The 24,860-nt window shown below is 73.6% G+C and carries 24 protein-coding genes and 1 pseudogene; 15 read left to right on the top strand and 10 right to left on the bottom strand.

Features of this window, described 5'->3' with window-relative positions; all coding sequences use genetic code 11:
- Window positions 1–185: 185 nt before the first annotated feature.
- From ABZU46_RS10175 to ABZU46_RS10165, 3 genes are all read right to left on the bottom strand, one after another.
- Window positions 186–1,199 (bottom strand): HAMP domain-containing sensor histidine kinase, encoded by a 1,014-nt coding sequence (locus tag ABZU46_RS10175; RefSeq protein WP_354856116.1) that lies wholly within the window; start codon window positions 1,197–1,199, stop codon window positions 186–188.
- Window positions 1,192–1,884 carry a response regulator transcription factor gene (locus ABZU46_RS10170; RefSeq protein ID WP_007461060.1) on the bottom strand — a complete coding sequence of 231 codons (693 nt, stop codon included), beginning with the start codon at window positions 1,882–1,884 and terminating at the stop codon, window positions 1,192–1,194. Before ABZU46_RS10170 ends, ABZU46_RS10175 begins: the two co-directional genes overlap by 8 nt.
- 68 nt (window positions 1,885–1,952) lie before the next feature.
- A complete protein-coding gene (locus tag ABZU46_RS10165) occupies window positions 1,953–2,723 on the bottom strand; it encodes an HAD family hydrolase (protein ID WP_354856115.1) in 771 nt (256 codons plus the stop codon).
- 152 nt (window positions 2,724–2,875) lie between these two features.
- On the opposite strand from ABZU46_RS10165, the gene ABZU46_RS10160 reads away from it, so the two are divergent.
- From ABZU46_RS10160 to ABZU46_RS10140, 5 genes are all read left to right on the top strand, one after another.
- Window positions 2,876–3,610, top strand: coding sequence for a hypothetical protein (locus ABZU46_RS10160; RefSeq protein WP_354856114.1), 735 nt, complete (start codon window positions 2,876–2,878; stop codon window positions 3,608–3,610).
- A gap of 16 nt (window positions 3,611–3,626) precedes the next feature.
- The gene (locus ABZU46_RS10155) at window positions 3,627–4,208 is read left to right on the top strand and encodes an SLATT domain-containing protein (RefSeq protein WP_354856113.1); all 582 of its coding nucleotides are present in this window, start codon (window positions 3,627–3,629) and stop codon (window positions 4,206–4,208) included.
- A gap of 13 nt (window positions 4,209–4,221) precedes the next feature.
- Complete coding sequence (locus ABZU46_RS10150) at window positions 4,222–4,830, top strand: dTMP kinase (protein ID WP_354856112.1); 609 nt, start codon at window positions 4,222–4,224, stop codon at window positions 4,828–4,830.
- A 12-nt stretch (window positions 4,831–4,842) separates the two neighbouring features.
- A complete protein-coding gene (locus ABZU46_RS10145; RefSeq protein ID WP_354856111.1) occupies window positions 4,843–6,132 on the top strand; it encodes a DUF4147 domain-containing protein in 1,290 nt (429 codons plus the stop codon).
- 101 nt (window positions 6,133–6,233) lie between these two features.
- On the top strand, window positions 6,234–9,008 hold the full coding sequence (locus ABZU46_RS10140) for an Hsp70 family protein (protein ID WP_354856110.1): 2,775 nt from the start codon (window positions 6,234–6,236) through the stop codon (window positions 9,006–9,008).
- Window positions 9,009–9,026: 18 nt separating this feature from the next.
- On the opposite strand, the gene ABZU46_RS10135 is transcribed toward ABZU46_RS10140, so the two are convergent.
- The gene (locus tag ABZU46_RS10135; protein ID WP_354856109.1) at window positions 9,027–9,458 is read right to left on the bottom strand and encodes a Rieske (2Fe-2S) protein; all 432 of its coding nucleotides are present in this window, start codon (window positions 9,456–9,458) and stop codon (window positions 9,027–9,029) included.
- A 188-nt stretch (window positions 9,459–9,646) separates the two neighbouring features.
- Between ABZU46_RS10135 and ABZU46_RS10130 the strand changes: the two genes are divergently transcribed.
- Window positions 9,647–10,219, top strand: coding sequence for a nucleosidase (locus ABZU46_RS10130; protein WP_354856108.1), 573 nt, complete (start codon window positions 9,647–9,649; stop codon window positions 10,217–10,219).
- A gap of 10 nt (window positions 10,220–10,229) precedes the next feature.
- Here ABZU46_RS10130 and ABZU46_RS10125 read toward each other — a convergent pair whose 3' ends face one another.
- Complete coding sequence (locus tag ABZU46_RS10125) at window positions 10,230–10,484, bottom strand: low temperature requirement protein A (protein WP_354856107.1); 255 nt, start codon at window positions 10,482–10,484, stop codon at window positions 10,230–10,232.
- Window positions 10,485–10,537: 53 nt separating this feature from the next.
- Between ABZU46_RS10125 and ABZU46_RS10120 the strand changes: the two are divergent.
- The 4 genes and pseudogenes from ABZU46_RS10120 to ABZU46_RS10105 all read left to right on the top strand — a co-directional run.
- A pseudogene (locus tag ABZU46_RS10120) lies at window positions 10,538–11,080 on the top strand (S1 family peptidase); the annotation flags it as partial.
- 95 nt (window positions 11,081–11,175) lie between these two features.
- Window positions 11,176–12,192, top strand: coding sequence for a sugar kinase (locus ABZU46_RS10115; RefSeq protein WP_354856106.1), 1,017 nt, complete (start codon window positions 11,176–11,178; stop codon window positions 12,190–12,192).
- 3 nt (window positions 12,193–12,195) lie between these two features.
- A complete protein-coding gene (locus ABZU46_RS10110; protein ID WP_354856105.1) occupies window positions 12,196–12,933 on the top strand; it encodes an IclR family transcriptional regulator in 738 nt (245 codons plus the stop codon).
- The gene (locus ABZU46_RS10105) at window positions 12,930–13,538 is read left to right on the top strand and encodes a bifunctional 4-hydroxy-2-oxoglutarate aldolase/2-dehydro-3-deoxy-phosphogluconate aldolase (protein ID WP_354856104.1); all 609 of its coding nucleotides are present in this window, start codon (window positions 12,930–12,932) and stop codon (window positions 13,536–13,538) included. Before ABZU46_RS10110 ends, ABZU46_RS10105 begins: the two co-directional genes overlap by 4 nt.
- Window positions 13,539–13,590: 52 nt before the next feature.
- Here the strand turns inward: ABZU46_RS10105 and ABZU46_RS10100 are convergent, their stop codons facing one another.
- Genes ABZU46_RS10100 through ABZU46_RS10080 form a run of 5 tightly spaced genes read right to left on the bottom strand, consistent with a single transcriptional unit; the run spans window position 13,591 to window position 19,128 of the window.
- Window positions 13,591–14,148 (bottom strand): GNAT family N-acetyltransferase, encoded by a 558-nt coding sequence (locus ABZU46_RS10100; RefSeq protein WP_354856103.1) that lies wholly within the window; start codon window positions 14,146–14,148, stop codon window positions 13,591–13,593.
- Window positions 14,138–16,192, bottom strand: a complete 2,055-nt coding sequence (locus ABZU46_RS10095; protein ID WP_354856102.1) for a penicillin acylase family protein — start codon at window positions 16,190–16,192, stop codon at window positions 14,138–14,140. The genes ABZU46_RS10100 and ABZU46_RS10095 overlap by 11 nt, the downstream gene beginning before the upstream one ends.
- Window positions 16,189–16,992 (bottom strand): ABC transporter ATP-binding protein, encoded by an 804-nt coding sequence (locus tag ABZU46_RS10090; protein ID WP_354856101.1) that lies wholly within the window; start codon window positions 16,990–16,992, stop codon window positions 16,189–16,191. The genes ABZU46_RS10095 and ABZU46_RS10090 overlap by 4 nt, the downstream gene beginning before the upstream one ends.
- Before the next feature lie 23 nt (window positions 16,993–17,015).
- A complete protein-coding gene (locus tag ABZU46_RS10085; RefSeq protein ID WP_354856100.1) occupies window positions 17,016–18,044 on the bottom strand; it encodes an iron chelate uptake ABC transporter family permease subunit in 1,029 nt (342 codons plus the stop codon).
- 49 nt (window positions 18,045–18,093) lie between these two features.
- Window positions 18,094–19,128, bottom strand: a complete 1,035-nt coding sequence (locus ABZU46_RS10080; protein ID WP_354856119.1) for an iron chelate uptake ABC transporter family permease subunit — start codon at window positions 19,126–19,128, stop codon at window positions 18,094–18,096.
- A gap of 145 nt (window positions 19,129–19,273) precedes the next feature.
- Here ABZU46_RS10080 and ABZU46_RS10075 point away from each other — a divergent pair, with 145 nt between their 5' ends.
- From ABZU46_RS10075 to ABZU46_RS10055, 5 genes are all read left to right on the top strand, one after another.
- A complete protein-coding gene (locus ABZU46_RS10075; RefSeq protein WP_354856099.1) occupies window positions 19,274–20,308 on the top strand; it encodes an ABC transporter substrate-binding protein in 1,035 nt (344 codons plus the stop codon).
- Window positions 20,309–20,312: 4 nt separating this feature from the next.
- Window positions 20,313–21,170, top strand: coding sequence for a siderophore-interacting protein (locus tag ABZU46_RS10070; protein WP_354856098.1), 858 nt, complete (start codon window positions 20,313–20,315; stop codon window positions 21,168–21,170).
- Window positions 21,171–21,305: 135 nt separating this feature from the next.
- Window positions 21,306–22,844 carry an aspartate aminotransferase family protein gene (locus tag ABZU46_RS10065; RefSeq protein ID WP_354856118.1) on the top strand — a complete coding sequence of 513 codons (1,539 nt, stop codon included), beginning with the start codon at window positions 21,306–21,308 and terminating at the stop codon, window positions 22,842–22,844.
- Between the two features lie 26 nt (window positions 22,845–22,870).
- Window positions 22,871–24,148 carry a SidA/IucD/PvdA family monooxygenase gene (locus ABZU46_RS10060; RefSeq protein ID WP_354856097.1) on the top strand — a complete coding sequence of 426 codons (1,278 nt, stop codon included), beginning with the start codon at window positions 22,871–22,873 and terminating at the stop codon, window positions 24,146–24,148.
- Window positions 24,145–24,765 carry a GNAT family N-acetyltransferase gene (locus tag ABZU46_RS10055; protein WP_354856096.1) on the top strand — a complete coding sequence of 207 codons (621 nt, stop codon included), beginning with the start codon at window positions 24,145–24,147 and terminating at the stop codon, window positions 24,763–24,765. The genes ABZU46_RS10060 and ABZU46_RS10055 overlap by 4 nt, the downstream gene beginning before the upstream one ends.
- Window positions 24,766–24,860 lie beyond the last annotated feature (95 nt).

Here is a 24,860-nt window from a genome sequence, read left to right as displayed (position 1 = left end):
CCCGGGGGGCCGCCGAGCAGCGCGCCGGCCGGTTGCTGCTCGGCCCGGCGTTCCGCTGGGCCCGGCTGGACGCGCGCGCCGTGCACCCGGTCGCCGACGCCGCCGGCCTGGCGGTACGGGACGTGTTCCGGCGGGGGCGACGCTGGTTCGGCGAGCTGGCAGCGGGTCGCTGACGCCGCGGGGCGTCAGGCCGTCGGGAGGCGGACCACGAATCGGCAGCCGCCGACGACGTTCTGCACGTCCACCCGGCCGCCGTGCGCCTCGACCAGCCCGCGCACGATCGCCAGCCCCAGCCCGCCGGAGCCCTCCCCACCGGAGCGGGGCGTACGGGCCGGCTCACCCCGGAACGCCACGTCGAACAGCCGGGGCAGGTCGTCTTCCGGAATGCCGCCGCAGGTGTCGGCGATCGCCAGCCAGGCGGCGTCGCTCTCGCATCCGGCGTCCACCCGTACCGTGCCGTCGCTCGGCGTGTAGTGCACCGCGTTGAGCAGCAAGTTGCCCACGACCCGGGCCAGCTCGGGCTCGCTGGCCAGCACGGTGGGCCAGCCCGACTCGGCGGCCACCAGGCGGATGCGGCGGGCCTTGGCCAGCGGCGCGGTGCCGGCCAACGCGTCGGAGACCACCTCACCGAGCGGCACCGCCGACAGTGTCAGGCGCAGCGCCCCGGCGTTGATCCGGGACAGCTCGAACAGGTCGTCGACGAGTCGGGTCATCCGGTCGGTCTGCAGGCGGATCCGCCGGTGGTACTCGGCGACCGTCTCCGGGTCGTCGACCACCCGGTCCTCCAGCGCCTCGGCCATCGCCCGCAGGCCGGCCAGCGGCGTCCGCAGGTCGTGTGACACCCAGGCCACCAGGTCCCGGCGGCCCTTCTCGACCCGCCGTTCCCGCTCCCGGGCCTGGGCCGCCCAGACCGCGGCCACGGCCAGTCGCCGCCCGAAGTACCAGCCGACGCCGAGGCTCACGACCGCCGCCGCGGCGACGGTGAGCAGGACGACCTGGAGGTCGTGCGGAGACAGGAACATCGCCTGGGCGACCACCACCACCCCGGCCACCACGGCGGCCACGGTGACGGTGAGCAGGACGCACACGTGCACGGTGATCGACCGGTGGCGCAGCAGCCGCAGGGTGAGCGCGCCCAGCAGGCCCACGCCGAGCGCGGCCGTGAGCGCCGCCCCGAAGATCAGCGCCAGGTCACGCATCGGCTGGCTCGTACCGGTAGCCGACGCCCCAGACCGTGACGATCCGTCGCGGCTCGGCCGGGTCGTCCTCGATCTTCTCCCGCAGCCGTCGCACGTGCACGGTCACCGTGGACTGGTCGCCGAAGTTCCACCCCCACACCCGTTCCAGCAGCTCGGTGCGTTTGAACGCCCGCGTCGGGTGCCGCATGAGGTGTGCCAGCAGATCGAACTCGCGCAATGTCAGGGCCAGCTCGCGGCCGTGCAGCCGGGCGATCCGTGGCCCGGTGGCCACCTCCAGCCCCGCGTCGGCCAGCAGCTCGGCTGCCGGCGCGGCCGGCTCACCGGCCCGACGTAGCACCGAACCGACCCGCAGCACCAGCTCGCGCGGAGAGAACGGTTTGCCCAGGTAGTCGTCGGCGCCCAGTTGCAGGCCGAGCACCCGGTCCGCCTCGTCGCCGCGTGCGGTCAGCATGATGATGGGTACGCCGTCCGGCCGCTCCCGCAGCCGCCGGCACACCTGCAACCCGTCCAGCCCGGGGAGCATCAGGTCCAGCACGACCAGGTGCGGCGGCCGGTCCTGGACGGCCTCCAGGGCGGCCAGCCCGTCCCCGACGTGGCTCACCTCGTACCCTGCGTGCTCCAGGTAGCGGCACACCACGTCGCTGACGGTGCGATCGTCGTCGACCACGAGCACCCGCTGCGCCACCGGCCACCTCCCGGGCCAGCCTAGCCAGCGGAGCCGACGGCCCCGAACCGGGAGATCTTGCGGTTCGCTTACGGTGCCGCGACCGCCGTGCCCCACACCTGTCGAAGCAGCGCGAGCAGACCGTGCCCGTCCTCGACCACGGCATCGGGAACGAGTTCGGGATGTGGCGGCTCCCGGTCGGTCCGGGGCGACCGCATGAGGATCGCCGCCTGAGCACCGGCGCGGCGGGCACAGGCGATGTCCCGGTGCACGGTGTCACCCACGAACCAGCATTCGTCGATGGACACGTCGATGGCCCGCGCCGCCAGAAGGGCGAGCTGTGGGTTGGGTTTGCGGGGCCCGGCTTCGTCGCTGTAGAACTCGGCGGCGAACAGCTCGGACAAGCCGGCGGTGTTCAGGTAGTCCCGGTGGGCGGCGCCGCACAGCGTGTTGCTGACCACCGCCAGCCGCAGGCCGGCAGCAGCGGCGGCACGCAGCGCCTCCGGGATGCCCGGGCGGACCTCCCACTCGGCTCGCGAGGTCCAGGCGTACGCCAGTGCGGTCGCCTCCCGCTCGACGGCCGCACGGGCCGCAGGCGGCCATCGTGGCGTCACGAACTCGGCCCATACCCGCGCGTGCGGCAGCTCGACCGGGTCGCCTGTCGTGCCCACCTCGTCACGCCAATGCGCGTACGCGGTCGTGCCCTCGCTCAGGTCGGCGGCGATCTGCGCGTCGGAGACCAGCCCACCCAGGAGGTGCGAGAACCGGTCGACCAGCGCGGGCGGCGCCGGGGGCTGTGGCGGCGCGTCGACCAAGACGCCACCGAAGTCCAGCAGGAGCGCGCGAGGTGAGCGAAGCATGTCGGCAATCCTGCACCAGTACGCACGGGAAGGGGAGGCGAGCACGAGGTCGACCGTTTCGGAGGATGTGGAGCAGGGTCGCCTTGCCTACTCATCGGTGTCGCTGCAAGCTAGGCGTAGGGCACGCCGTAGGGGCACGGTGGGAGGTTCAGTTGGATCATTCGGTCGTCCGCTCGCGACTTGAGGGCTTGGTCGATGACGCGGCGTACCTTCCCGAGCGCGCTCTGGGCGTTCTGGCCACCATTCCGGCGATCGAGGAACAGCTCCGGGGAAGGAATTCCCGAAAGCGTGACTATTCGCTCCGGGACCACACGATCATGGTCTGTTCCCTGTTCGAAAAGTGGTTCAGTGCCGTCCCGCTGCCGCTTGGCCTGCGGCTGCGGGCGCTCCGACTCATGCTGTGCCTTCACGACATCGGTAAGCCCCGCGCTCTGGCCGAGGAGCAGAAGGGCCTGCAGCACGAATACACCCTGGCGGTCTGGTCGGATCTGCGGGACGCGCTGCCGATCAGTGATCGGGAGTGGGCCATCTGCCGAGGGCTCCTGTCCGACGACGCCCTCGGTCTGTACGTGCGGGAGAAGATCTCTCTGGACGAGTCCTGCGACCGGATCACGACCATGGCGTCCGTCGGTGGTCGTGCCGAGCCGGGGCCCTTCGTCGACCTGTTGACCATCTATTACCAGGTCGATGCCGGCGCCTACACGCGCGCGGCGTTCCTGCTCGATCCCGGCGAGTTCATCGAGAAGCCGAAACTTGAGGCGGTGTTCCTCAAGGACGCTGCGGGAGACCTCTGCTTCTCGCCCCAGAAGAACAGGTTCGTCTTCGCAGCGCCCGTCGAAGAACGACACCGGCGGTTGCGTGACCGCCTGAGCGCGGGCACTTCTTGACATCCGGAGGTCGGGAATGGACGACTCGACCAAGAAGCTCATCGCCGACTGGCATCGACGCAGCAGGCAGAGTCAGCGTGTGCAGTACGACACCGGTAACCACTACTCCCGCCTGAACAGCCTGATCGGCGGCACGACGATCGCGCTCTCCGCCGTCGTGAGCACGGGAATCTTCGCAACCCTCGCGGCCGACCCGGCACTCTGGATACGGATCGCGACCGGTGTCCTGAGTCTGTGTTCCGTGGTCCTGTCCAGTCTCCAGACGTTCCTCCGCTTCGAGCAGCGGGCCGATCGCTACCGCGCGGATTCGGCCAGGTACGGCGCCATCCGCCGGGAGTTGGAACAGATCATGGCGATCCCACCCGGACGTGACTCTGATCTGCGGGACGCGCTCGGTGCCATCAAGAAACAAATGGATGACCTGGCCCAGGGTTCGCTGACCATACCTGCCCGTGTGAAGCGTCGGGCAGTCCGGGATCTGTCCGCCAAACCGCGGCAGAACGTCCTGTTCACGCCGTTCGACGAGCGCCGTGCGGCGGAGTCCGATGCGCTCGCGCTCGACACCGGGCCCAAGGAGGTCGGTGCGGGATCGAACTAGGAGGGTGCAGTCGGTGCTTGTCGCGATCGAGGGAATGACCAATGCCGGGAAGTCCACGACCTGCGGGGCCGTCGCCGCGCTCCTGCGTTCCGACGGAGTGCCCTGCGTCGAACTGAAGGATCTCGTGGTCAGAGATCCGATCTCGACGCGGCTGAAGTCGATCACCAACCCGGCCAAGCTCGCGGACGAGCTGGACGCCAACACCGAACTCATGCTGTACGCCGGTCACCTCAGCAGGAAGGCCCACCTCCTGAGCAGGGTCTCCGCCGACGCGCCGGACGCCATCGTCATCGCGGACCGTTGGTCGCTGTCCGTCTCCGCCTTCTTCGTGCACGTGCGGGGCCTGCCGCCGGAGGTCGTGGCAGGGGTCACCGCCTTTGCTAGCAGGGGAATCGAACCGGACGTGACGGTCTTCCTCGATGTCTCGTTGTCGACCACGCTCGAGCGGAGCACACTCAGCCCGTTCAGCCGCAAGGACATCGGGCTGGAGTCCTACTGGACGGCGCTGCGGGCCGGATATCTCGACGGGCTGAAGGAGAGTCCGGGCAGAACAGAGGTCTTTTCCAGTGACCGCGAGGATCCCCGCACGCTCGCCCGCCGCATCGTGCGAGTCGTGCTCTAGGGACCTCAGACGATGACGCGGGGGCCTGTTGTGCGTTCGTTGCCAGAAGTCCAGACGTGCGTGTCGGTCGCGGCCGCCTGCCTGCCCGGTCTGCACGCGACGAAGCTGACCGCGACGGCGATAGATCGTGAACCGTTCCTCCATCCCGGGGTGCGCTCGGTCCGGTCCGTTACCGTCGGAAAGGCCGCGCACGAGATGGCGTCGGCCATCGTCGCGGCCAGCGGCACCCGATTTCGAGGCGGAATCTGCGTGTCGAAGTCCGTGGGCACGCCGATCCCCGGCGTGACCCAACTGGTGGGAGACCATCCCTTCCCGCGCAGCAACAGCCTCACCGCCGGCATCCAACTCCGCTCGTTCCTGACGTCAGGCGCCTACGACCAGCGCGACGTGATCGTGTTCGGCATCTCGGGAGGAGCGTCGGCGCTGGCGGTCCTGCCGCTGCCACCGGTCACTCTCGAAGACCTCACCGAGGTCACCCGGATCCTCGTGCTCTCCGGGGTGGACGTGACCACCGTCAACATGGTCAGGCGGTCGGTGTCCGCCATTCACAACGGCGGGCTCCTGTCGTACTCACTGGGTGCCCGCTGCTGCTCGTACATACTGTGCGACAACGTTCAGGTGGGGCCGGCCGGCGTCGGCTCGGGCATGACGTACCCGTCCGTCACGGATGCCGACGCGGTCGTCGAGATCATGCAGAAGGCCGAGATCCCGAGCAGGTTGACGGCGAACTTCGTCGCCGCGATGGAGTTGCGCAGAAGCAGGTTCGCCGGTCACGCGGAATGCCGGAACACCATGGTCGGCGATCCGGGGCTCGCGGTGCGGCTCTGCGCCGAGGAGGCGGCGCGTCGCGGGTTTCGAACCGACATCATCGGTAGCGCCCTGCAGGGCAGTACGCAGGATGTGGCGGCGCTCTTCGCCCGCCGTCTGGATCTGGCGACCCGCGACGGCGGGCCACCACCCCGGGTCGTGCTGGGCGGCGGCGAAGCCACCGTCAACGTCCGTGGAGGCGGGCGGGGCGGCAGATGTCAGGAACTGGCCTGGCGGGTGGCACGGCAGATCTCGGGCTCCCGCTCGACCTGCTTCGTCGCTCTGGCGACGGACGGCCAGGACTTCGTCGCCGAGGCGATGGGCGCGTGGGTCACCGGCGGGAGCTTCGGCCTGCTGAGCGACCTCGGCTACTCGTGGGAACGGGTCCTGGCCGACAACAACACCTACGAGCCGCTGGCGAGGATGGGGCAGATCATCGAGGCGGCGCTGACCGGCACCAACGTCTGTGACATCTACGCCCTGTTCCGCTGGTAGGCGCACTGCCCACCGAACCCGCACCGACTGATCGGTCCGGCGGCGCGGGCTGCGTACGATGCGGGGCTGGGTTTCCCTCGTCGCGGCGGAGGTATCGGCAGATGGCAGGCCAGCACGAGGGTTACGCCCTCGGTGTCGACCTCGGCACGTCCAACACGGTCGCCGTGCTGCGGTGGCCGGACGGCCGGACCCGTCCGCTGCTGATGGACGGTCAGCCGGTCAGCCCGTCCGCCGTGTACGCCGACCCGGACGGCACCCTGCACGTCGGGATGGACGCCCGGCGGTTGGCGCAGGCCGACCCGGCCCGGTTCGAGGCGAACCCGAAGCGCCGGGTGGACGAGCCGACCGTGCAGCTCGGTGACCGCGCGTACGCTCCGGCGGAGCTGCTCGCCGCGGTGCTGACGGCGGTCGGTCGGGCCGCGGTGGACGCCGTCGGCTTCCTGCCGCCGGCCGTGCTCACCTGCCCTGCGGCCTGGGACGACACGCGCCGGCAGGTGCTCGCCGACGCGCTGCTGCGGGCGGGCTGGCCGCAGGCGGCCGAGCACACCCTCGCCGGGCCGACGCCGCCGGGCACCCGGCTGCTGCGCGAGCCGGTGGCTGCCGCCCGCTACTACACGCAGGTGCTGCACCGGCCGGTGCCGGTCGGCGGCGCGATCGCGGTGTTCGACTTCGGCGGTGGAACGCTCGACGTCGCGGTGCTGCGCAACGAGGGCGCCGACCCGTGGGGTGACTCCGGCTTCCGCGTGGTCGCCGACGGTGGCCTGCCCGACCTGGGTGGTCTCGATCTGGACGCGGCGCTGGTGCAGCGGGTGGGCGAGCTGCTCGGCGAGCGGCACGCCCGGCGGTGGGCCCGGCTGGTCCGCCCGTCGGATCCGGCGCAGCGTCGCGACCAGGTCCGGCTGTGGGACGAGGTGCGCGGCGCGAAGGAGACGCTGTCGCGCTCGGCCGTGGCCCCGGTCGCGGTGCCGGGGGTGGCCGAGGCTGTGCGGTTGACGCGGGAGGACGTCGAGCGGGTGGCCGCGCCGCTGCTGCACCGGGCCGTGCAGCGGGCCCGGGAGGTCATCGCCACGGCCGGGCTCCGCCCCGACCAGCTCGCCGGGCTGTTCCTGGTGGGCGGCTCGTCGCGGATCCCGCTGGTCGCCCGGATGCTGCACGCCGAGCTGGGAGTGGCGCCGACGGTGCTGGACCAGCCGGAGCTGCCGGTGGCCGAGGGCGCGCTGACGGACCTTCCGCTGCGCCGAGCGCTGCCGGCGTACGCGGGACGGCAGGCCGCCCCGACCGCGCTGCCCGTACCGCCTCCGGCGGGCCCGCCGGCGCCGGCTCTCGCAGGCCCGTCCGCGCCGGCTGCGGCGTCGACCGCGCCGACCGTACCGTCGCAACCCGGGCCGGCGGCGGCCCGGCCGGGCGGCCCGGGATGGCCGCCAGCGCTCGCGCCGACCGTGCCGGAGCCGGCGGGCGTCGCGGGCACGCTGGTCGGCGCGGCGGGTGCCACGCCGACGCCCACCCCGCCCGGCGGTACGACGTGGCGGCGGGCCCGTTGGGTGGTGCTCGGCGCGGTGCTCGCCCTGGCCGGGGTGGCCACCGCGGCGACGCTCTACCTGCTGCGGGACCGCTACCCAGACCTGGAGTTCGGATCGCTGGGCGAGCTGTCGAGGCTGCCGGCCGGCGCCGAACGGCCCAGCGGCATGTGGACCGCGATGCTCGGCGACCGGGCCTACCTCGGGTACCCGCTGCCGGACGACCGGCTGGAGGTGGTCGCCGTCGACACCGGCACCGGCGACGAGCTGTGGCGACGGCAGACCGGCGTCACCGCCGACGACTGGGCCGGCCTGGTCGCCGTACCGGGGGCGGTCGCGGTCCTCGCCGACGCGCCGGGCGAGAGCACACCGCGTGAACTGGCCGTCCTGGACGGCCGCTCCGGCGCCCAGCGCTGGCACCGGGCGGTCCGCGGCGACGACGACGTCTACTTCTCCGACGACACCGCCGTGCTGGCGGACCGGGCCGCCGGGCGGCTGGTCGGCCTGCGGCTGGGCGACGGCACCGACAAGTGGAGCAAGCCCAACCCGCGTGACCAGTACGGCGGCGCGCGTACCGTCGTCCGGCCGGTGGGCACCGACGAGGCGGCGGGTGGGCCGGCGTACCTCGACGGCGGCGCCCGCGACCCGTGGACGGGCAAGGGGCGACGACTCGTGCAGGTCGGGGCGGACCGCTCGGCGCGGCTGCTCGACATGTCCTCCGGGTCGGTGCTGCGCGAGTGGGGCAACGTCGCCGACCTCGACGACCTGGTGGTGGCGCACGAGGACCGCCTCTACGTGGCCCCCACCGACGGCGGGTACCAGGTGCTGGCGTACGACCTGGGTTCCGACGCGGCGCCGGTGGTCCTCTACCGGGCCGAGAACGCGGAGTACCGGCCGAAGGCGCTGGTGGCCTGCGGCGAGCGGCGGGCCTGCCTGGTGCAGGTGCGCAACAGCGACGCCGAGCGCACCGAGGTGGTGGCGGCGACCGAGGGGAAGTCGGCGATCTCCTGGTCGGCGCCGGGCGCGACCGGTCTGGTCCCGGTCGGCGAGCAGGTGCTCACCCAACGGGAGTACCCGAAAGCGACGGTCACCCTCTTCGACGCCACCGGCAAGGCGGTGCTGGCCGACCGCCCCGGCGTAGCGGCCCGACTGGACGCCGGCAACCTGCTCGTCTTCGCCGAGCCGACCAGCACGGTGGCGGACAACCGCAGCGTGGCCGGCGTGTGGGCCGAGTCGGGCGCCGTCGACGAGTTGGGCCAGCTCGTCGACGTCCGCAGCGCGTCCTGCTCGTGGAACACGCGGGTGATCGCGTGCGGCGCGGACAAGGATTTCGTGGTGTACCGGTTCACCGACGACTGACCGCCGGCCGGGCAGCGGTCAGGCGCGGACGATGTCGGTGCCGTCGACCCGCACGGGGATCTCGGTGAGCCCCCGGCTGGCGGGCCCGCCCAGGCGGGCGCCGTCGCCGATCGCGAACGTGGAGTTGTGCGCCGGGCAGGTGATCACTCCGTCGCGCGGTGCGCCGACCCGTACGCCCTGGTGGGGGCAGGTCGCGTCGTACGCGGTGAAGGTGCCGGCCTCGGCCTGGACGACCAGGACCCCGTCGACCACCGTGCCGCCGCCGACCGGCACGTCGCCGGTGCGGGCCAGCACGGTGCCGGGGGTGGCGGCCGCCTGGTCGGCGGAGCTGTCGCCGCCACCGCAGGCGCTCAGCAGCCCCGCCGCGCCGAGGGCGCCGGCTCCGGTCAGCAGCGTCCGCCTGCTCAGGCACCACCGCTTGTCGCGGAGGAACTCCTGTCCGTCGTACACCCTCGTCACCTCTTTCGTCGACGGCCCGGACCCCCGGCGGCGTCGCCGGTGATCGGCGGCTGTGTGCCCGGGGGGCCCGATGCTCGCGGGACCAGCCTGCCGCACGTGCCTGGACGTGCGGTGAGACGAACCTGGATGGTGACTGGGTGCACAGCGGGCCGGTCGACGGCGGCCCTTAGGATGCTGCGGTGATTCTTCGGGGTACGGTCCGCGCCGATCGTCCGCTGGTGGTGCTCGCCGTCGGGGAGGAGGCCCGCTACCTGCCGCCCGACCTGCCGGTGCTGCTCACCGGCATGGGCAAGGTCAACGCCGCCAGCGCGGTCGCGGCGGTGCTGGCCGCCGGGCCGCGCCCCAGCCTGCTGCTCAACCTCGGCACGGCCGGGGCGCTGCGCCCCGGGTGGGCGGGCATCCACGAGGTCGCCACCGTGCTCCAACACGACCTGGACACGGCCCTGCTGCGCACGCTCACCGGCGAGACCTACGGGGCGCCGCTGGCCTTGGCCGCCGAGGGGGCGGTGCTGGCCACCGGCGACACGTTCGTGGCCGACGACGACGCGCGGGACCGGTTGGCCCAGCGCGCCGACCTGGTCGACATGGAGGGGTACGCGGTGGCGTGGGCCGCCGCCCAGGCCGGTGTGCCCTGCCGGTTGATCAAGCAGGTCAGCGACGAGGCGGGCGACGGCGCTGCCCGGACGTGGCGGGAGTCGGTGGACGCCTGCGCCCGGGACCTCGCCGACTGGGCCGGTCGGCACCTCGCCTGACCGTCGACTGTCATCCGGCGGGCCCTCGTGGTTGGAGCCCTCGGGTGGTTTCCTGGTTGCCGTGGTGGGGGACCAGGACGTGCCCGATCGCCGTCAGCATCAGCAACACCGCCGCGCTGCGGGCCCAGGATTCCTGGTCGGCGAGGAGCTTCGAGGTCTGCGCGAGCGCGGCCACGAAGACCACGTCGAAGAGCAGCTCCAGCAGGGTGGCCCGGGTCGACCCGTCCAGCCGGCGTACCAGCGCCCCGGTGCCTCCGGTGGTCATGCCCGGCCTCCCGCCGTTTCTCCCGAGGATTATCGGCGGCGTCGGCGCGGGCCGGCGGTACGCGCTGCTCGCTCGGCGCGAACGCGCGCAGCGGCAGCACCTACTACGTGATCACGGCCGGCCACTGCACCGCCGCCGCCACCACCTGGTACGCCGACAGCGCGCAGACCACCGTTCTCGGCACCCGCACCGCCACCAGCTATCCCGGCGACGACTACGGGCTGATCCGCTACACCGGCCGGATCGCCCACCCGAGCGCCGTCTACACCTACCCCGGGCTGCTCACCATCAACGGCCCCGGCAACGCGTACGTCGGGCAGGCGGTCTGCCGCAGCGGCGTCACGACCGGCGTCCGCTGCGGCACCGTCACCGGTCTCAACCAGACCGTCAACTACGCCACCGGCGTGATCTACGGCCTGATTCGCACCAACATCTGCGCCGAGCCGGGGGACAGCGGCGGACCGCTGTACGTGGCGTCCACCGGCACCATCATCGGCATCCTCTCCGGAGGCAGCGGCAACTGCACCTCCGGCGGCACGACCTACTACCAGCCGATCGCCGAGGTGCTGGCCGCGTACGGACTGACCCTGCCCTGACATTCGTTGCGCTGAGCGCAACAGATTGCTCGTCTGGCACAACGCGCCTAGGCTCGGCGACGCCCCGGACCCCCTCCCCGAGGACGTGTGCCGCCATGTCGAGCAAGCCCCGACCCGACCACGCGGCCGCCCCGGCCGGCTCCCCGCCGGCCGAGGTGGTCACGGTGGGGGAGACCATGGTCGTGCTGTGCCCACCGCCGGGCGAGCCGCTGGAGCACGCCGAGCAGGTCGCCGTCTCGGTCGGCGGCGCGGAGTCCAACGTGGCCGGTTACCTGGCCCGCCTCGACCACCGGGCGACCTGGGTGAGCCGGGTCGGCGACGACCCCTTCGGCCGGGCAGTCGTCCGGCACGTCGCCGACGCCGGCGTCCGCGTCGACCTGGTGGGTGTGGACCCGGCCGCCCCGACCGGCCTCTACCTCAAGGATCCGGGCCCGACGGCCACCGCCGTGCACTACTACCGGGCGGGCTCGGCCGCGTCCCGGATGGACCCCGGAGCGTTGGCCGACCCACGGCTGGCCGGCGCGCGGGTGCTGCACCTGTCCGGGATCACCCCGGCGCTCTCCGCCTCCTGCCGGGCGCTGGTCGAGCACGCGGTGACCGACCGGCCGCTGCCGGGCGCGCTGGTCAGCTTCGACGTCAACCACCGGGCGCGGCTCTGGCCCGCCGAGCGGGCCGCGCCGGTGCTGCGTGACCTCGCCGACCGCAGCGACCTGGTCTTCGTCGGCCAGGACGAGGCGTACGCCCTCTGGGGCACCGCCGACGCGGCGGCGGTACGCCGGCTGCTGCCCGGCCCGCGGACAGTGGTCGTCAAGGACGGCGCGGTGTGCGCCACCGCCCTGTGCCGCGACGCCGCACCGGTCGTCGTCCCGGCGCCCCGCGTGTCGGTGGTGGAGCCGGTCGGCGCCGGAGACGCGTTCGCCGCCGGCTACCTGGCCGGGCTGCTGCGCGACCTCGACCCGACGCGGCGCCTGCGCCTCGGCCACCTCGTCGCCGCGCAGGCGCTGGGCAGCCCAGGCGACAACGCGCCACTGCCACCGTGGTCCTGGTTTCAGCGGCTGCTCGACGCGCCCTGGTCACCACCCGACCTGACCGTCGTACGGGCGGAGGGCTGAGGGGTGTCCGAGGGCGTCGACCGGGCGATGCGCGTGCTGGAACTACTGGCACGCGAGCCCGCGCAGCTCGGTGGTGTGGCCGCCGACCTGGGCGTGCACAAGTCCACCGCGCTGCGACTGTTGCAGACCCTCGAGTCGGGTGGCTTCGCCCGCCGCACCGACGGCGGCTGGACGGTGGGCCTGCGACTGATCGACCTCGCCCAGCAGGCACTGGACTCCCTGGACGTGCGCGCGGTGGCCCGTCCACACCTGGCGGCGCTCGGCCGCGACTGCGGGCACACCATCCACCTGGCACAGCTGGTCGACGACGACCTCGTCTACGTGGACAAGATCGAGGCCCGTGGTCAGGTGCGGATGTACTCCCGGATCGGCCGCACCGCGCCGCTGCACGCCAGCGGGGTCGGCAAGGTGGTCCTCGCGTACCGCCCGCAGCTGACCCGGCTGGTCGAGGGCGCCGCGCTGCGGGCGTACACCCCGGCCACCATCTGCGACCCGGCCGCGCTGCGCGCGGAGCTGGCGGCCGTCGCCGAGCGGGGCTGGGCGGCCGACGACGGCGAGTTCGAGCCGCTGATCACCTGTGTGGCCGCGCCGGTGCGCCACGCCGACGGGTCGGTCAGCGCGGCGGTGTCGGTGACCGCTCCGACGGTGGTGGCCACCCTCGCCGACCTGCGCCTCCTGCTACCCCGTCTGCTGGGCACCACCCAGCAGATCTCCCGTGACCTCGGATGGAGTGGACCATGACCACAGCGGACTTCGAGCACATCTTCGGCGGCGCCCGGGTGATGGCGATCCTGCGCGGCCTGCCGGTCGCCGAGACCGTCCGGCTCGCCGAGCGCGCCTGGGACCTCGGCATCGTCGTGGTGGAGGTGCCGGTGGCCACCCCCGACGCGGTGCCCGCCCTGCGCGCCGCCGTCGAGGCGGGCGCGGCGCGGGACCGGATCGTCGGCGCCGGCACCGTGCTCGATGTCGATCAGGTCGCGGCGGCGGCCGACGCGGGCGCCGCCTTCACCGTCGCGCCCGGTCTGGACCTCGCGATCGCCGACGCCGCCGCCGCGCGCGGCCTGCCGCACCTGCCCGGCGTCGCCACTCCCACCGAGGCGCAGCAGGCGCTGCGGCACGGCCTGACCTGGCTCAAGGCGTTCCCCGCGATCTCGCTCGGGCCGGCCTGGTTCCGGGCCATGGCCGGCCCCCTGCCGCAGCTGCGCTTCGTCGCCACGGGAGGCCTGGATGCGGGCAACGCCGCCGCGTTCCTCGACGCGGGCGTACGGGTGGCAGCCGTCGGCTCGGCCCTCTCCGACCCCACCCAGCTGGATCAACTGGCCAAGCTGACGACCCACCCACGCTGACGCGCCCCCGGGGAAAGGTTCCGGCGGCCGGCGCGTCGCGGGCTCGACCGGCTCAGCCGGTGCCCTCCGGCCGGTCGAGGAAGTGCAGCCGCGCCTGCTTCTCCGGCAGCTCGATCACCGGACCGGCCCGGAACCCGCTGCGCTGCAGCCGCCGCAGCATCCGGTCGTTGCGGACGTCCGGCTCCATCACGACCCGCAGCCGCCCCGGGTCGGCGAAGACGAACTCCAGGATCGCGCCGAACAGCGCGCCGGTGAAACCCCGCTCGGCGCTCACCGGGGTCCTGATGAGCAGGTGGACGCCGATGTCGCCGGGGCGCACCTCGTAGCACCCGCCGACCGGATCGGCCCCCGGCTCGTACGTCTGCACCAGCGCGGCCGGCACCCCGTCGCGGTGTGCCAGGTACGCGTGGTGCGTGGTCAGCGAATCCAGGTACGCGTAGATCTCGTGCACCCGCTCGCGGCTGGCCTCGCGCATCCCCCAGAACCGGGCCCGCTCGGTCGTGACCCAGCCGTGCAGCAGGTCGGCGTCCTCGTCTGGGCGCACCGGGCGGATGGTGACCACCCCGAACCCGGTGACGTCGCGCCGGTAGTGCTGACCGTCAGTGCTCATCGGGCTCCTCGGTGAGGTGGTGCCAGTCCGTGGTCACCGGCAGCAGCTCGCCGGCCAGCCACGCGGGCTGCTGGTCGTCGTGGTGCGGGTCGCCGGGCACGCCGCTGGCGCCCAGCGGGACCACCCACCGGCTGTCCTGGCGGCGGGCCAGGTCCCAGACGAACCGCGCGGCCGGCCCCCGGAAGCACCCGTGAGTGACCCCGGGCACGCTGGAGGTGGCCAGCACACAGTCGTGGTCGCCGTCGAGCCGGGGACCGGGCGCGGCGTCCGGGTCAGGCAGCGCCCGCCAGGCCGCCAACCGGTGCAGGTCACCCCAGCGCACCGGGCCGGCCGCCGCACCGGCGACCTCCTCCGCCGCCGCGCGTACCACCGCCGGCGCGTCGACGCCGGGCAGCGACCTGCCGCCGAGCAGGTGCTCCAGCGCGTAGCCGACCCGCGGCGTCAGCGCCAACCAGGGCGCGAACACCTCGGGGTACGCGGGCGGCTCGGCCAGCGCGGCCAGGGCCGGATGGGCGGCGATCCGGCGGACGACAGCGGCCCGCAGGACGGCGAAGTCCGCCGCGTCGGTGCTGTCGGCGCTCATCCGGTGGTCCCAGCGCAGCAGCCGGTCGCGCAGCGCGGCGGCGGCGGGGCCGAGCCCGGTCAGCCCGTCGAGCACCGCCAGCAGCGGCCCGGCCGAGCCGAGGCGCGTGTCGGTGTGCACGGCGGCCATCTCGGGGGCCGTCCAGTCCCGGCCGGCGTCGAGCAGTTCGGTGATCCGCCGCGCCCGGTGCGGTGGGGCGAACTCGACGCCGAGCGGCGCCGCGAGCCCCCGCTCGTTGGCCATCACCGCCCGGCCGGTCACCTCGGCGCGGGGCATCGACGCGTGCCAGCCGCGCCAGGCGTACGCGGCCTCCCAGGCCGGGACCACCCGGCGGCCGTTGTCCGGATGCCGCAGCGGCACCACCCCGGCGACCCGGTGCAGCAGCCCGCCGGCGGTGTCCGCCGCCTGCACCACGTTGACCGGCTCCACCCAGTGCCGCAGAGCCTCGTCCACATCGGACACGCCACGGGCGCGCAGCAGCTCCGGTAGCGCCGCGAAGCCCAGCTCGCCGCGGACCCGGGGCGGGTAGCGCAGGCTCACCGCCGTCTCGTCGTCCGGCCCGCCGGCGATCACCGGCCCCCGCTCGGTCTCCACCACCTCCACCCGGACCGGGTCCGCGCCGGCCACCTCGATCGTCTCGACGTGGACGTGCGCCTCGCGCCAGCCGTCCGGGCCGAGCGCCCGCACCCCGGTGCCGTGCCGGCGCAGCCGCTCGGCGTAGACGTCCTGGTAGTCGGCCATCGCGTTGGTGATCGCCCACGCCACCGTCCCGGTGTGGCCGAAGTGCGCGATGCCCGGCACACCGGGCACGGCCAGGCCGACCACGTCGTACTCCGGGCAGGCCAGCCGGATCTGCTGGTAGACGCCCGGGTCTTCCAGAAACCGGTGCGGGTCGCCGGCGAGCAGCGCGGCACCGGTGGCGGTGCGGGAACCGGCGAGCAGCCACCCGTTGCTGCCGGCGACGGCCGGCCCGTCGGTGGCGAACAGCTCGACCGCCGCCGGGCCGAGGCACTGTGCGACGTGCTCGCGCCAGAGCTTGCCGGGGAACCCCGCGAACAGGATGTGGTGCCCCAGCCACACCGCGAGCGGCGTCCACGGCTCCCACCGGCCCGGCGTCAGCCCGACGGCGGCGAACTCCGGTGACCGGGCCGCCCCGGCGGCGAGGCCGGCGTTCACCCCGTCCACGTACGCGCCCACCCACTCGGCGGTCGCCTCGTCCAGGTTGGCGTGGCAACGACGGGCGGTGTCGTCCACCCGTACCTGGCGGGCGAAGCGGTCCCAGGCGAGCGCGTCGATGCCGAGAAACGCCGCGCTGGTGCCCGCCGACCGGTGCCGTTCCACCTCGATCTGCCACGCCCGGTCGTACGCGGTCACCCGACCCTGCGCCTCTGCGAGGGCCAGCGGGTCGTCGGCGCGTACGTGCGGCACGCCCCACGGGTCGCGGAAGCGCCGCGCGCTCATGCTGGCTCGGTCGCGCGCCGGCGGGCGGCGGGGACGACCAGCGGGGTGCCCGTCTCCGGGTCGTCGATGACCCGGCAGGGCAGCCCGAACACGTCGGCGACCAGATCGGCGGTGACCACCTCGCGGGGGTCGCCGGCGGCCACCACCTTCCCGTCGCGCATCGCGATGAGATGGGTGGCGTACCGGGCGGCGTGGTTGAGGTCGTGCAGCACCGCGACCAGCGTGCGGCCCTGCTCCTCGTGCAGCCGGGCGCACAGGTCCAGGATGTCGATCTGGTGGGCGATGTCGAGGTACGTGGTCGGCTCGTCGAGCAGCAGCAGCGGCGTCTGCTGGGCCAGCGCCATGGCGATCCAGACGCGCTGACGCTGGCCGCCGGACAGCTCGTCCACCGGCCGGTCGGCGAGGTCGGCGACCCCGGTGGCGGCCATCGACTCGTCGACGATCCGCTCGTCCTCGCGGGACCACTGCCGCAGCAGACCCTGGTGGGGGTAGCGACCCCGGGCGACCAGTTCGGCGACGCCGATCCCGTCCGGCGCGATCGACGACTGCGGCAGCAGGCCGAGGGTGCGGGCCACCGTGCGGGCGGGCAGGTCGTGGATGTCCCGACCGTCCAGCAGCACCGCGCCGGCGCTCGGGCGCAGCATCCGCGACAGCGCGCGCAGCACTGTCGACTTGCCGCACGCGTTCGGCCCGATGATCACCGTGAACGACCGGTCGGGCACCGCCACGGTCAGATCCTCGGAGATGGTGCGCCGGTCGTAGGCGAGGGTCAGCGCGGTGCCGCCGAGGCGGGACGTCATGAGGGCTCCTTCGGAAGGGGTGTTCACAGCCGGCCCGCCCGGCGTTCGACGGCCAACAGCCAGACCAGGTAGCCGCCGCCGAGCACTCCGGTCACCACGCCGACCGGCAGTTGGTGCCCGGTGAACGCGCGCTGGGCCAGCAGGTCGGCGCCGACCAGCAGGGCCGAGCCGAGGGCCATCGACGGCAGCAGGTTGGGGCCGGGCGCCCGGGTCAGCCGCTTGGCCACGTGCGGCGCGACGAGCGCCACGAACGACACCGGGCCGGCGGCGGCCGCCGCGAACGAGACCAGCAGCACGGCCGCGGCGAGCAGCACCAGGCGCAGCCGGCGGACCGGCACGCCGAGCGCGTTGGCCGTGTCGTCGCCCAGCTCCATCATGCGCAGCGCCGGGGCGCAGACGACGAGCAGCAGCGGTGCCAGCACGGCGGTGACGGCGAGCAGCGGCCCGGCGTTGGCCCAGCCTCGCCCGTCCAGGCTGCCGGTGAGCCAGAGCACTGCACGGGCGGCGTCCATCAGCGGGGCCCGGGTCAGCAGGTAGCCGTTGACGCCGGTGAGGATCGCTGCGACGCCGATGCCGACCAGGACGAGCCGGTAGCCGTGCACGCCCCGCCGCCAGGCGAGCGCGTAGATCAGCAGGCCGGTGGCGAGCCCGCCGACGACCGCGGCGCTGGCCAGGGCCAGGCTGCCGCCGCCCACGACGACCACCACCAGCGCGCCGGTCGATGCGCCCTGGGTGAAGCCGAGGATGTCCGGGCTGCCCAGCGGGTTGCGGACCAGCGACTGGAACACCGTGCCGCCCAGCGCCAGCGCGGCGCCGACCAGCAGTGCGGTGACCAGTCGGGGCAGTCGCAGCTCGGTCACGATGAACTGCTCCGCCACGCTGCCGCCGCCGGTCAGGGTGCGCAGCACGTCGGCCGGGCCCATCGGGTAGTCGCCGCTGCCCATCGCGACCAGACCGAGGCCGGCGGCGAGCACCGCCGCGCCGACGCCGACGGCCAGGGCGCGGGGGCGGAACCGCACCGACAACCCACCGGGGGTACGCAGAACCGTCACGTCACCGCTCCGCTTCGCTCCGCGCTGGCGCACCTGCTGGTTCGTTCGTTCACGGGTGCGCCACCCGCCCCCGGGTGACCAGCCAGAGGAAGAGGGGGCCGCCCAGCACGGCGGTGACCATGCCGACCTGGAGTTCACCGGGCCGGCCGAGCACCCGGCCCAGCACGTCGGCGCCGAGCAGCAGCACCGGCGCGAGCACCGCGCAGTACGGCAGCAGCCAGCGCAGGTCGGGCCCGGTCAGCGCGCGTACCAGGTGGGGCACCAGCAGGCCGACGAAGACGATCGGGCCGCACGCTGCGGTCGCCGCGCCGCAGAGCAGGGTGACCGCGACGATCACGGCGGCGCGGATCAGGGCCGGTCGGGCGCCCAGGGCCCGGGCCGCGTCATCGCCGAGCGCGAGAGCGTTCAGCGGACGGGCGGCGCCGAGCGCGACCAGCAGGCCGACCAGGATGAACGGGGCCACCCGGGTCACTGTCGCGGAGTCCGCGCTGGCCAGCGAGCCGACCGTCCAGAACCGCAGCCGGTCCAGCGAGGCGGTGTCCAGCAGCATGACCGCGCTCACGAACGAGTACAGGGTGGCGTTGAGCGCCGCGCCGGCCAGCGCGAGGCGGGCCGGGGTGGCGCCGCGTCCGCCGCCCACGGCGTAGACCAGCGCGGTGACCAGCGCGGCACCGAGCAGCGCGAACCAGACGTACCCGCCGATGGCGGTGACGCCCAGGAAGGCGGCGGCGGTGGCCACGGCGGCGGACGCGCCCGCGTTGATGCCGAGCAGCCCGGGGTCGGCGAGGGGGTTGCGGGTGAGGGCCTGCATCACGGCGCCGGCCACTCCGAGCGCCGTGCCGGCGAGCAGCCCGAGCAGGGTGCGGGGCAGGCGCATCCGGTGCACCACCGCGTACTCAGCGGCGTCGCGGTGCAGCAGCCCGGACCAGACGTCGGCGAGCGGCAACGACTTCGCGCCGACCGCGATGCTGAGCACCAGGATCACGCCGAGCAGCGTCACCGCGCCGAGCAGGCCGACGGCGCGGGCCGCCCGGTGTCGCTGCGGGGGAGGGGCCGTCGACCCGGCCGGCACGGAGGGTGCCAGCGTGGTGACGGTGGGTGTGGCGTCCAGTGTGGGCTCCGGGGGTGTGGCGACACGGCGAACCGCTGTTGACAACGACCGAGGTTAGGCTAACCTAACTCCGCTGTCCCGGTCGACCCCGACCTTCCCCTGATCGAAAGACGACACCATGCCCGATGCACTGTCCGCCCGTCGCCTCTCTCGTCGTGGCCTGCTGGCCGCTGGCGGCGCCGCCACGCTGGCCGCGCTGCTCGCCGGATGCGGCAAGGACGATGCCGCCAAGCCCGCTGGCAGCGGAAATGCCGGTGGCCCCTGGTCGTTCACCGACGACCGCAACAAGAAGATCGAGGCGGCGGCCCGCCCGGCGCGCGTGGTGGCCTTCACCGGAGTGGCGGCAGCACTGGTCGATTTCGGTCTCGACAAGCAGCTCGTCGGCGTGTTCGGGGAGACCAAGCGCGCCGACGGCACGGCCGACCCGCAGGCGGGCGACCTGAACGTCGAGGGCGTCGAGATCCTCGGCAACGTGTGGGGCGAGTTCAGCCTGGAGAAGTACGCGGCCCTGCGCCCCGAACTGCTCGTCACCCACATGTACGACCCGGACGCCCTCTGGTACGTGCCGGACGAGAGCAAGGACAAGATCCTGCCGCTCGCGCCCAGCGTGGCGATCACCACCGCCCGGGTGCCGATGACCAAGCCCATCGAGCGGTACGCCGCGCTGGCCCAGTCGCTCGGCGCGGACCTCTCGGCCAAGAAGGTCACCGACGCGAAGACCCGCTTCGACGCCGCCGCCGACGCCGTCCGCCAGGCCGTCAAGGCCAACCCGGGCATCAAGGTGATGGCCTGCTCCGGCAGCCCCGACCTGTTCTACGTCTCCAACCCCAAGGTCAGCACCGACCTCATGTACTTCGCCGAGCTGGGCGTCGACATCGTGGTGCCCACCAAGCTCGAGGCCGGCGACTACTTCGAGGCGCTCAGCTGGGAGAACGCCGGCAAGTTCCCCGCCGACCTGATCCTGCTGGACAACCGCAGCACCGCCCTGCAACCCAAGGACCTCACCGCCAAGCCGACCTGGCAGCAGCTGCCCGCCGTGCGGGCCAACCAGGTGACCCCGTGGGACGCGGTGCCCCGCTTCTCGTACGCCGGCGCCGCGCCGCTGCTGGAGAACCTCGCCACCGCCATCCGGAACGCGAAGAAGGTCAGCTGACGCCATGAGCACCAGCACCCGCGAACCCGTCGCCCTGCAGTACCGCTTCTTCGCCGCGCACGTCCTGCGGGCCCGGCGGGTCGGCGCCTCGCTGATCCGGGTCACCTTCGGCGGCGCGGAGCTGACCGACTTCGCCGGCGGCGGCCGGGACCAGAGCGTCTCGCTGTTCCTGCCGCACCCCGGGCAGGACGCCCCGGTCGTCCCGGTCGAGCGGGGCGAGGACTGGTTCGGCGCCTGGCGGGCCCTTGCGCCGGACGTCCGCGCGGTCATGCGCTCGTACACCATCCGGGCGCACCGCCAGGCGGCCGGCGAGGTGGACATCGACTTCGTCGGCCACGGGGGCACCGGTCCCGCCTCGCGGTGGGCCAGCCTGGCGGGGCTCGGCGACCGGGTGCTGCTGCTCGGCCCGGCGGTGTACGACAACCGCAGCGTCTGCTTCCGCCCGCCGGACGACACCGACCTCGTGGTGCTGGTCGCCGACGAGACCGCGCTGCCGGCCACCGCCGGAATCCTGGCCTGGCTGCCCGCCGGCACCCGGGTCCGCGCCTGGATCGAGGTCCCGGACGCCGCGGACATCACCGAGCTGCCCACCGAGGCCGCCGCGGAGATCCGCTGGATCGTGCGCGGCAGCACCACACCCGGCAGTGACCTGCTGGTCAGCGCGCTCCGCGCCGCCCGGCTGCCCGCCGGTAACCCGTACGCCTGGATCGCCGGCGAGTCCGGCGTGGTGCGGGCGCTGCGCCGGCACCTGGTCGGCGAGCGCGGCTTCGACCGTCGACGGGTGACCTTCGCCGGCTACTGGCGGCGCGGGCTGTCCGAGGAGGACCTGCGCGCCGCGGCGCTGGCCGGCGCCACCGCCTGAGTAGCGACCCACCACACCCGCAGCACGGCCCCCGGCGCGCGGACGCGCCGGGGGAGGGTTCCGGCTGCCCATCGTCGAGAACGTGGAGGACATCCCGTGACCGTGCCGACGTACCCCGTCGAGACCGACCCGCCCGTGCCGACCGGCGCGCAGGCCGCTCCACCACCGGTGTCGACAAGCGCGTTGCCCGCGGCGCGGGCGCAGCTGCTGCACGGCGGCTCGGTCGAGCAGTACCGGCGGGCGATCGCCGACGGTGTCGACCGGGTCGCCCGCCGGGTCGCCACGGTGGACCGGCCCGCCACCGGCGTCGCTCCGGCCGAGCTGGCCCCCCTCGTGAACACCGTCGACCTGGACCGGCCCCTGGGCGACGCCTGCGCGGCCCTGGACGAGCTGGAGGACGTCTACCTGCGCGACGCCGTCTGGTTCCACCACCCCCGCTACCTGGCGCACCTCAACTGCCCGGTGGTCATCCCGGCGCTGCTCGGCGAGGCGGTGCTGAGCGCGGTGAACTCCTCTCTGGACACCTGGGACCAGAGCGCCGGCGCCACGCTCATCGAGCGTCGACTGATCGACTGGACCGCCGCTCGGGTCGGCCTCGGCCCGGACGCCGACGGCGTGTTCACCAGCGGGGGCAGCCAGTCCAACCTCCAGGCGCTGCTGCTGGCCCGGGAGGAGGCGTGCGCCGCGGCGACCACCCCGGCGGCCCGCATGGAGCTGCTGCCCCGGCTGCGCGTGCTCACGTCCGCCGCCGGGCACTTCAGCGTGCAGAAGTCCGCCAAGCTCCTCGGCCTCGCCCCGGACGCCGTGATCGCGGTGCCCACCGACGCGCAGCGGCGGATCCGGCCCGCCGCCGTCCGCGACGAGATCACCCGGTGCCGGCAGGCCGGACTGGTCGTGATGGCGGTCGTCGGCACCGCCGGCACCACGGACTTCGGCTCCATCGACCCGCTCGCGGAGCTGGCCGGGATCTGCGCGGCGGCGGGCGTCTGGCTGCACGTCGACGCCGCGTACGGCTGCGGGCTGCTCGTCTCGCCGACACGCCGGCACCTGCTCGACGGCATCGAGCGGGCCGACTCGGTGACCGTCGACTACCACAAGTCGTTCTTCCAGCCGGTCAGCTCCAGCGCCCTGCTGGTCCGCGACCGGCGGGCACTGCGGCACGCCACGTACCACGCCGACTACCTCAACCCGGCGCGGATGGTGCAGCAGCAGATCCCCAACCAGGTCGACAAGAGCCTGCAGACCACCCGCCGGTTCGACGCGCTGAAGCTCTGGCTGACCCTGCGGGTGATGGGCCCGGACGCGCTCGGTGCGCTCTTCGACGAGGTGGTCGACCGGGCGGCCGAGGCCTGGCAGCTCGTCAGTGAGGACCCGCGTTTCGAGGTGGTGACCCGCTCGCAGTTGAGCACCGTCGTCTTCCGCTACCTGCCCACCGGCCCGGGTCGCGAGCTGGCCGACGCCGCCAACCTGTACGCCCGGGAGGCGCTGGCCGCCTCCGGCCTCGCCGTGGTCGCCGGCACCCGGGTGGACGGCCGGCACTTCCTCAAGTTCACGCTGCTCAACCCCGCCACGACCGGCGACGACGTCGGCCACGTGCTCGAACTGATCGCCGGCCACGCCGGCCGGTACGTGCGCGACAACACCGCCGCCGACCTGACCTGCCCCGTCGGCTGACCCCGAATCCGCGCCTGGAGAAGAAGATGTCCACCCACGACTTCGTCGCCATCGGGCTCGGCCCGTACAACCTGGGTCTGGCCTGCCTCACCGCGCCGATCGACGAGCTGGACGGGGTGTTCCTGGAGGCCCGGCCGAGCCTCGCCTGGCACCCCGGCATGCTGCTGGAGTCGGCCCGGTTGCAGACCCCGTTCATCGCCGACCTGGTGAGCCTCGCCGACCCGACCTCGCCGTACTCGTTCCTCAACTACCTCAAGGAGATCGGCCGGCTCTACCCGTTCTACATCCGGGAGAGCTTCTACCCGCTGCGCAGCGAGTACGACGCGTACTGCCGGTGGGCGGCGGCGAAGCTGCCGAACCTGCGCTTCGGCCAGACGGTGACCACAGTGGAGTACGACAGCGCCGACGAGCGGTACGTGGTGCGGGCCACCACCGGCGGGTCCGAGAGCGTCACCTACCGGGCCCGGCACCTGGTGCTCGGCACCGGCACTCCGCCGCACCTGCCGGCAGCCGTCGCCGGGCTGAGCGGGGACGCCGTGCACAACTCGCGCTACCTGGAGCACCGGGACGCGCTGCGCACCAAGCGCAGCATCACGGTGGTGGGCAGCGGGCAGAGCGCCGCCGAGATCTACCACGATCTGCTCGGCGACCTCGACCGGTACGGCTACCAGCTGAACTGGGTCACCCGCTCGCCCCGGTTCTTTCCGCTCGAATACACCAAGCTGACGCTGGAGATGACCTCACCGGACTACGTGGACTACTTCCACGCGCTGCCCGAGGCGACCCGCTACCGGCTGGAGGCCGAGCAGAAGGGCCTGTTCAAGGGAATCAACGCCGACCTGATCAACGACATCTTCGACCTGCTCTACGCGCACAGCGTCGACGGGCCGGCGCGCACCCGGCTGCTGACCAACACCGAGCTGGTCGACGCCGCGCACCGCGACGGGGCGTACACGCTCGGGTTGCGGCACGTGGAGCAGGAGCGGGACTTCACCCTGCGCACCGAGGGACTCGTGCTGGCCACTGGCTACCACTACCGGGTGCCGGAGTTCCTGGCCCCGGTGCGCGAACGGATCCGCTGGGACGCGCACGGCCGCTTCGACGTGGCCCGCAACTACAGCATCGACCACAGCGGGCGGGGCATCTTCCTGCAGAACGCGGGCACCCACACGCACAGCATCACCTCGCCGGATCTGGGCATGGGCGCGTACCGCAACTCCTGGATCATCCGCGAGCTGCTCGGCCGGGAGCACTACCCGATCGAGAAGAGCATCACCTTCCAGGAGTTCGGGGTGATCTCGTGAGCGTGGTCTTCACCCGCGTCGACGACCGGCTCGGCGCGTTCGCCCTGCGTACCCTCGATCCGGAGGCCGACGCCGCGCTGCTGCACGGCTGGGTGACCCACCCGAAGGCGGCGTTCTGGCTGATGCAGGACGCCGACGAGGCCCAGGTGATCGAGGAGTACCGGCGCATCGCCGCGCACCCGCACCACGACGCGTACCTCGGCCTGTGGCGGGGGGGTCCCGCCTTCCTGGCCGAGCGTTACGATCCGGCCCACGTCGAACTGGTCGGCCTCTACGACCACCAGCCCGGTGACGTGGGCATGCACTTCCTGTGCGCGCCCGCCGGCGCTCCCGTGCACGGTTTCACCCGCGCGGTGATCCGTACCGTCATGGCCTGGCTCTTCGCCGACCCGGCGACCCGGCGGGTGGTGGTCGAGCCGGACGTGCGCAACACCGCCGTGCACGCGCTGAACGCCGCAGTCGGCTTCGAGGTCGTCGGCCCGATCGCCAAGCCGGAGAAGGACGCGCTGCTCAGCGTCTGCACCCGCGCCCAGTTCGAGGCCGCCGCCGAGCACGCCGGACACACCGCCGCCGCCGAGTCCGCTGCCGCCACCCGAACCGAAGGAGCCCCGGCGTGACCACCACCGCCGTCCCCACCCCGCCGACCGTCGCCGGCCAGGCCGCGCCCGGCGACCCGGTCGCGCACCTCACCCCGACGCGCTGGGCGCGGGCC

Origin of the sequence: Micromonospora sp. NPDC005197 (genome assembly GCF_040608295.1) — a bacterium.
Lineage (GTDB): Bacteria > Actinomycetota > Actinomycetes > Mycobacteriales > Micromonosporaceae > Micromonospora.
Note: the sequence above shows the minus strand (reverse complement) of the source record. Positions and strands in the feature narration are given on the sequence as shown.

Coding starts and splice junctions, on each gene's coding strand:
- ABZU46_RS10175 (WP_354856116.1), bottom strand. CDS start 1,199: ATGCGTGACCTGGCGCTGATCTTCGGGGCGGCGCTCACGGCCGCGCTC.
- ABZU46_RS10165 (WP_354856115.1), bottom strand. CDS start 2,723: ATGCTTCGCTCACCTCGCGCGCTCCTGCTGGACTTCGGTGGCGTCTTG.
- ABZU46_RS10155 (WP_354856113.1), top strand. CDS start 3,627: ATGGACGACTCGACCAAGAAGCTCATCGCCGACTGGCATCGACGCAGC.
- ABZU46_RS10145 (WP_354856111.1), top strand. CDS start 4,843: ATGACGCGGGGGCCTGTTGTGCGTTCGTTGCCAGAAGTCCAGACGTGC.
- ABZU46_RS10140 (WP_354856110.1), top strand. CDS start 6,234: ATGGCAGGCCAGCACGAGGGTTACGCCCTCGGTGTCGACCTCGGCACG.
- ABZU46_RS10125 (WP_354856107.1), bottom strand. CDS start 10,484: ATGACCACCGGAGGCACCGGGGCGCTGGTACGCCGGCTGGACGGGTCG.
- ABZU46_RS10115 (WP_354856106.1), top strand. CDS start 11,176: ATGTCGAGCAAGCCCCGACCCGACCACGCGGCCGCCCCGGCCGGCTCC.
- ABZU46_RS10105 (WP_354856104.1), top strand. CDS start 12,930: ATGACCACAGCGGACTTCGAGCACATCTTCGGCGGCGCCCGGGTGATG.
- ABZU46_RS10100 (WP_354856103.1), bottom strand. CDS start 14,148: ATGAGCACTGACGGTCAGCACTACCGGCGCGACGTCACCGGGTTCGGG.
- ABZU46_RS10095 (WP_354856102.1), bottom strand. CDS start 16,192: ATGAGCGCGCGGCGCTTCCGCGACCCGTGGGGCGTGCCGCACGTACGC.
- ABZU46_RS10090 (WP_354856101.1), bottom strand. CDS start 16,992: ATGACGTCCCGCCTCGGCGGCACCGCGCTGACCCTCGCCTACGACCGG.
- ABZU46_RS10075 (WP_354856099.1), top strand. CDS start 19,274: ATGCCCGATGCACTGTCCGCCCGTCGCCTCTCTCGTCGTGGCCTGCTG.
- ABZU46_RS10070 (WP_354856098.1), top strand. CDS start 20,313: ATGAGCACCAGCACCCGCGAACCCGTCGCCCTGCAGTACCGCTTCTTC.
- ABZU46_RS10060 (WP_354856097.1), top strand. CDS start 22,871: ATGTCCACCCACGACTTCGTCGCCATCGGGCTCGGCCCGTACAACCTG.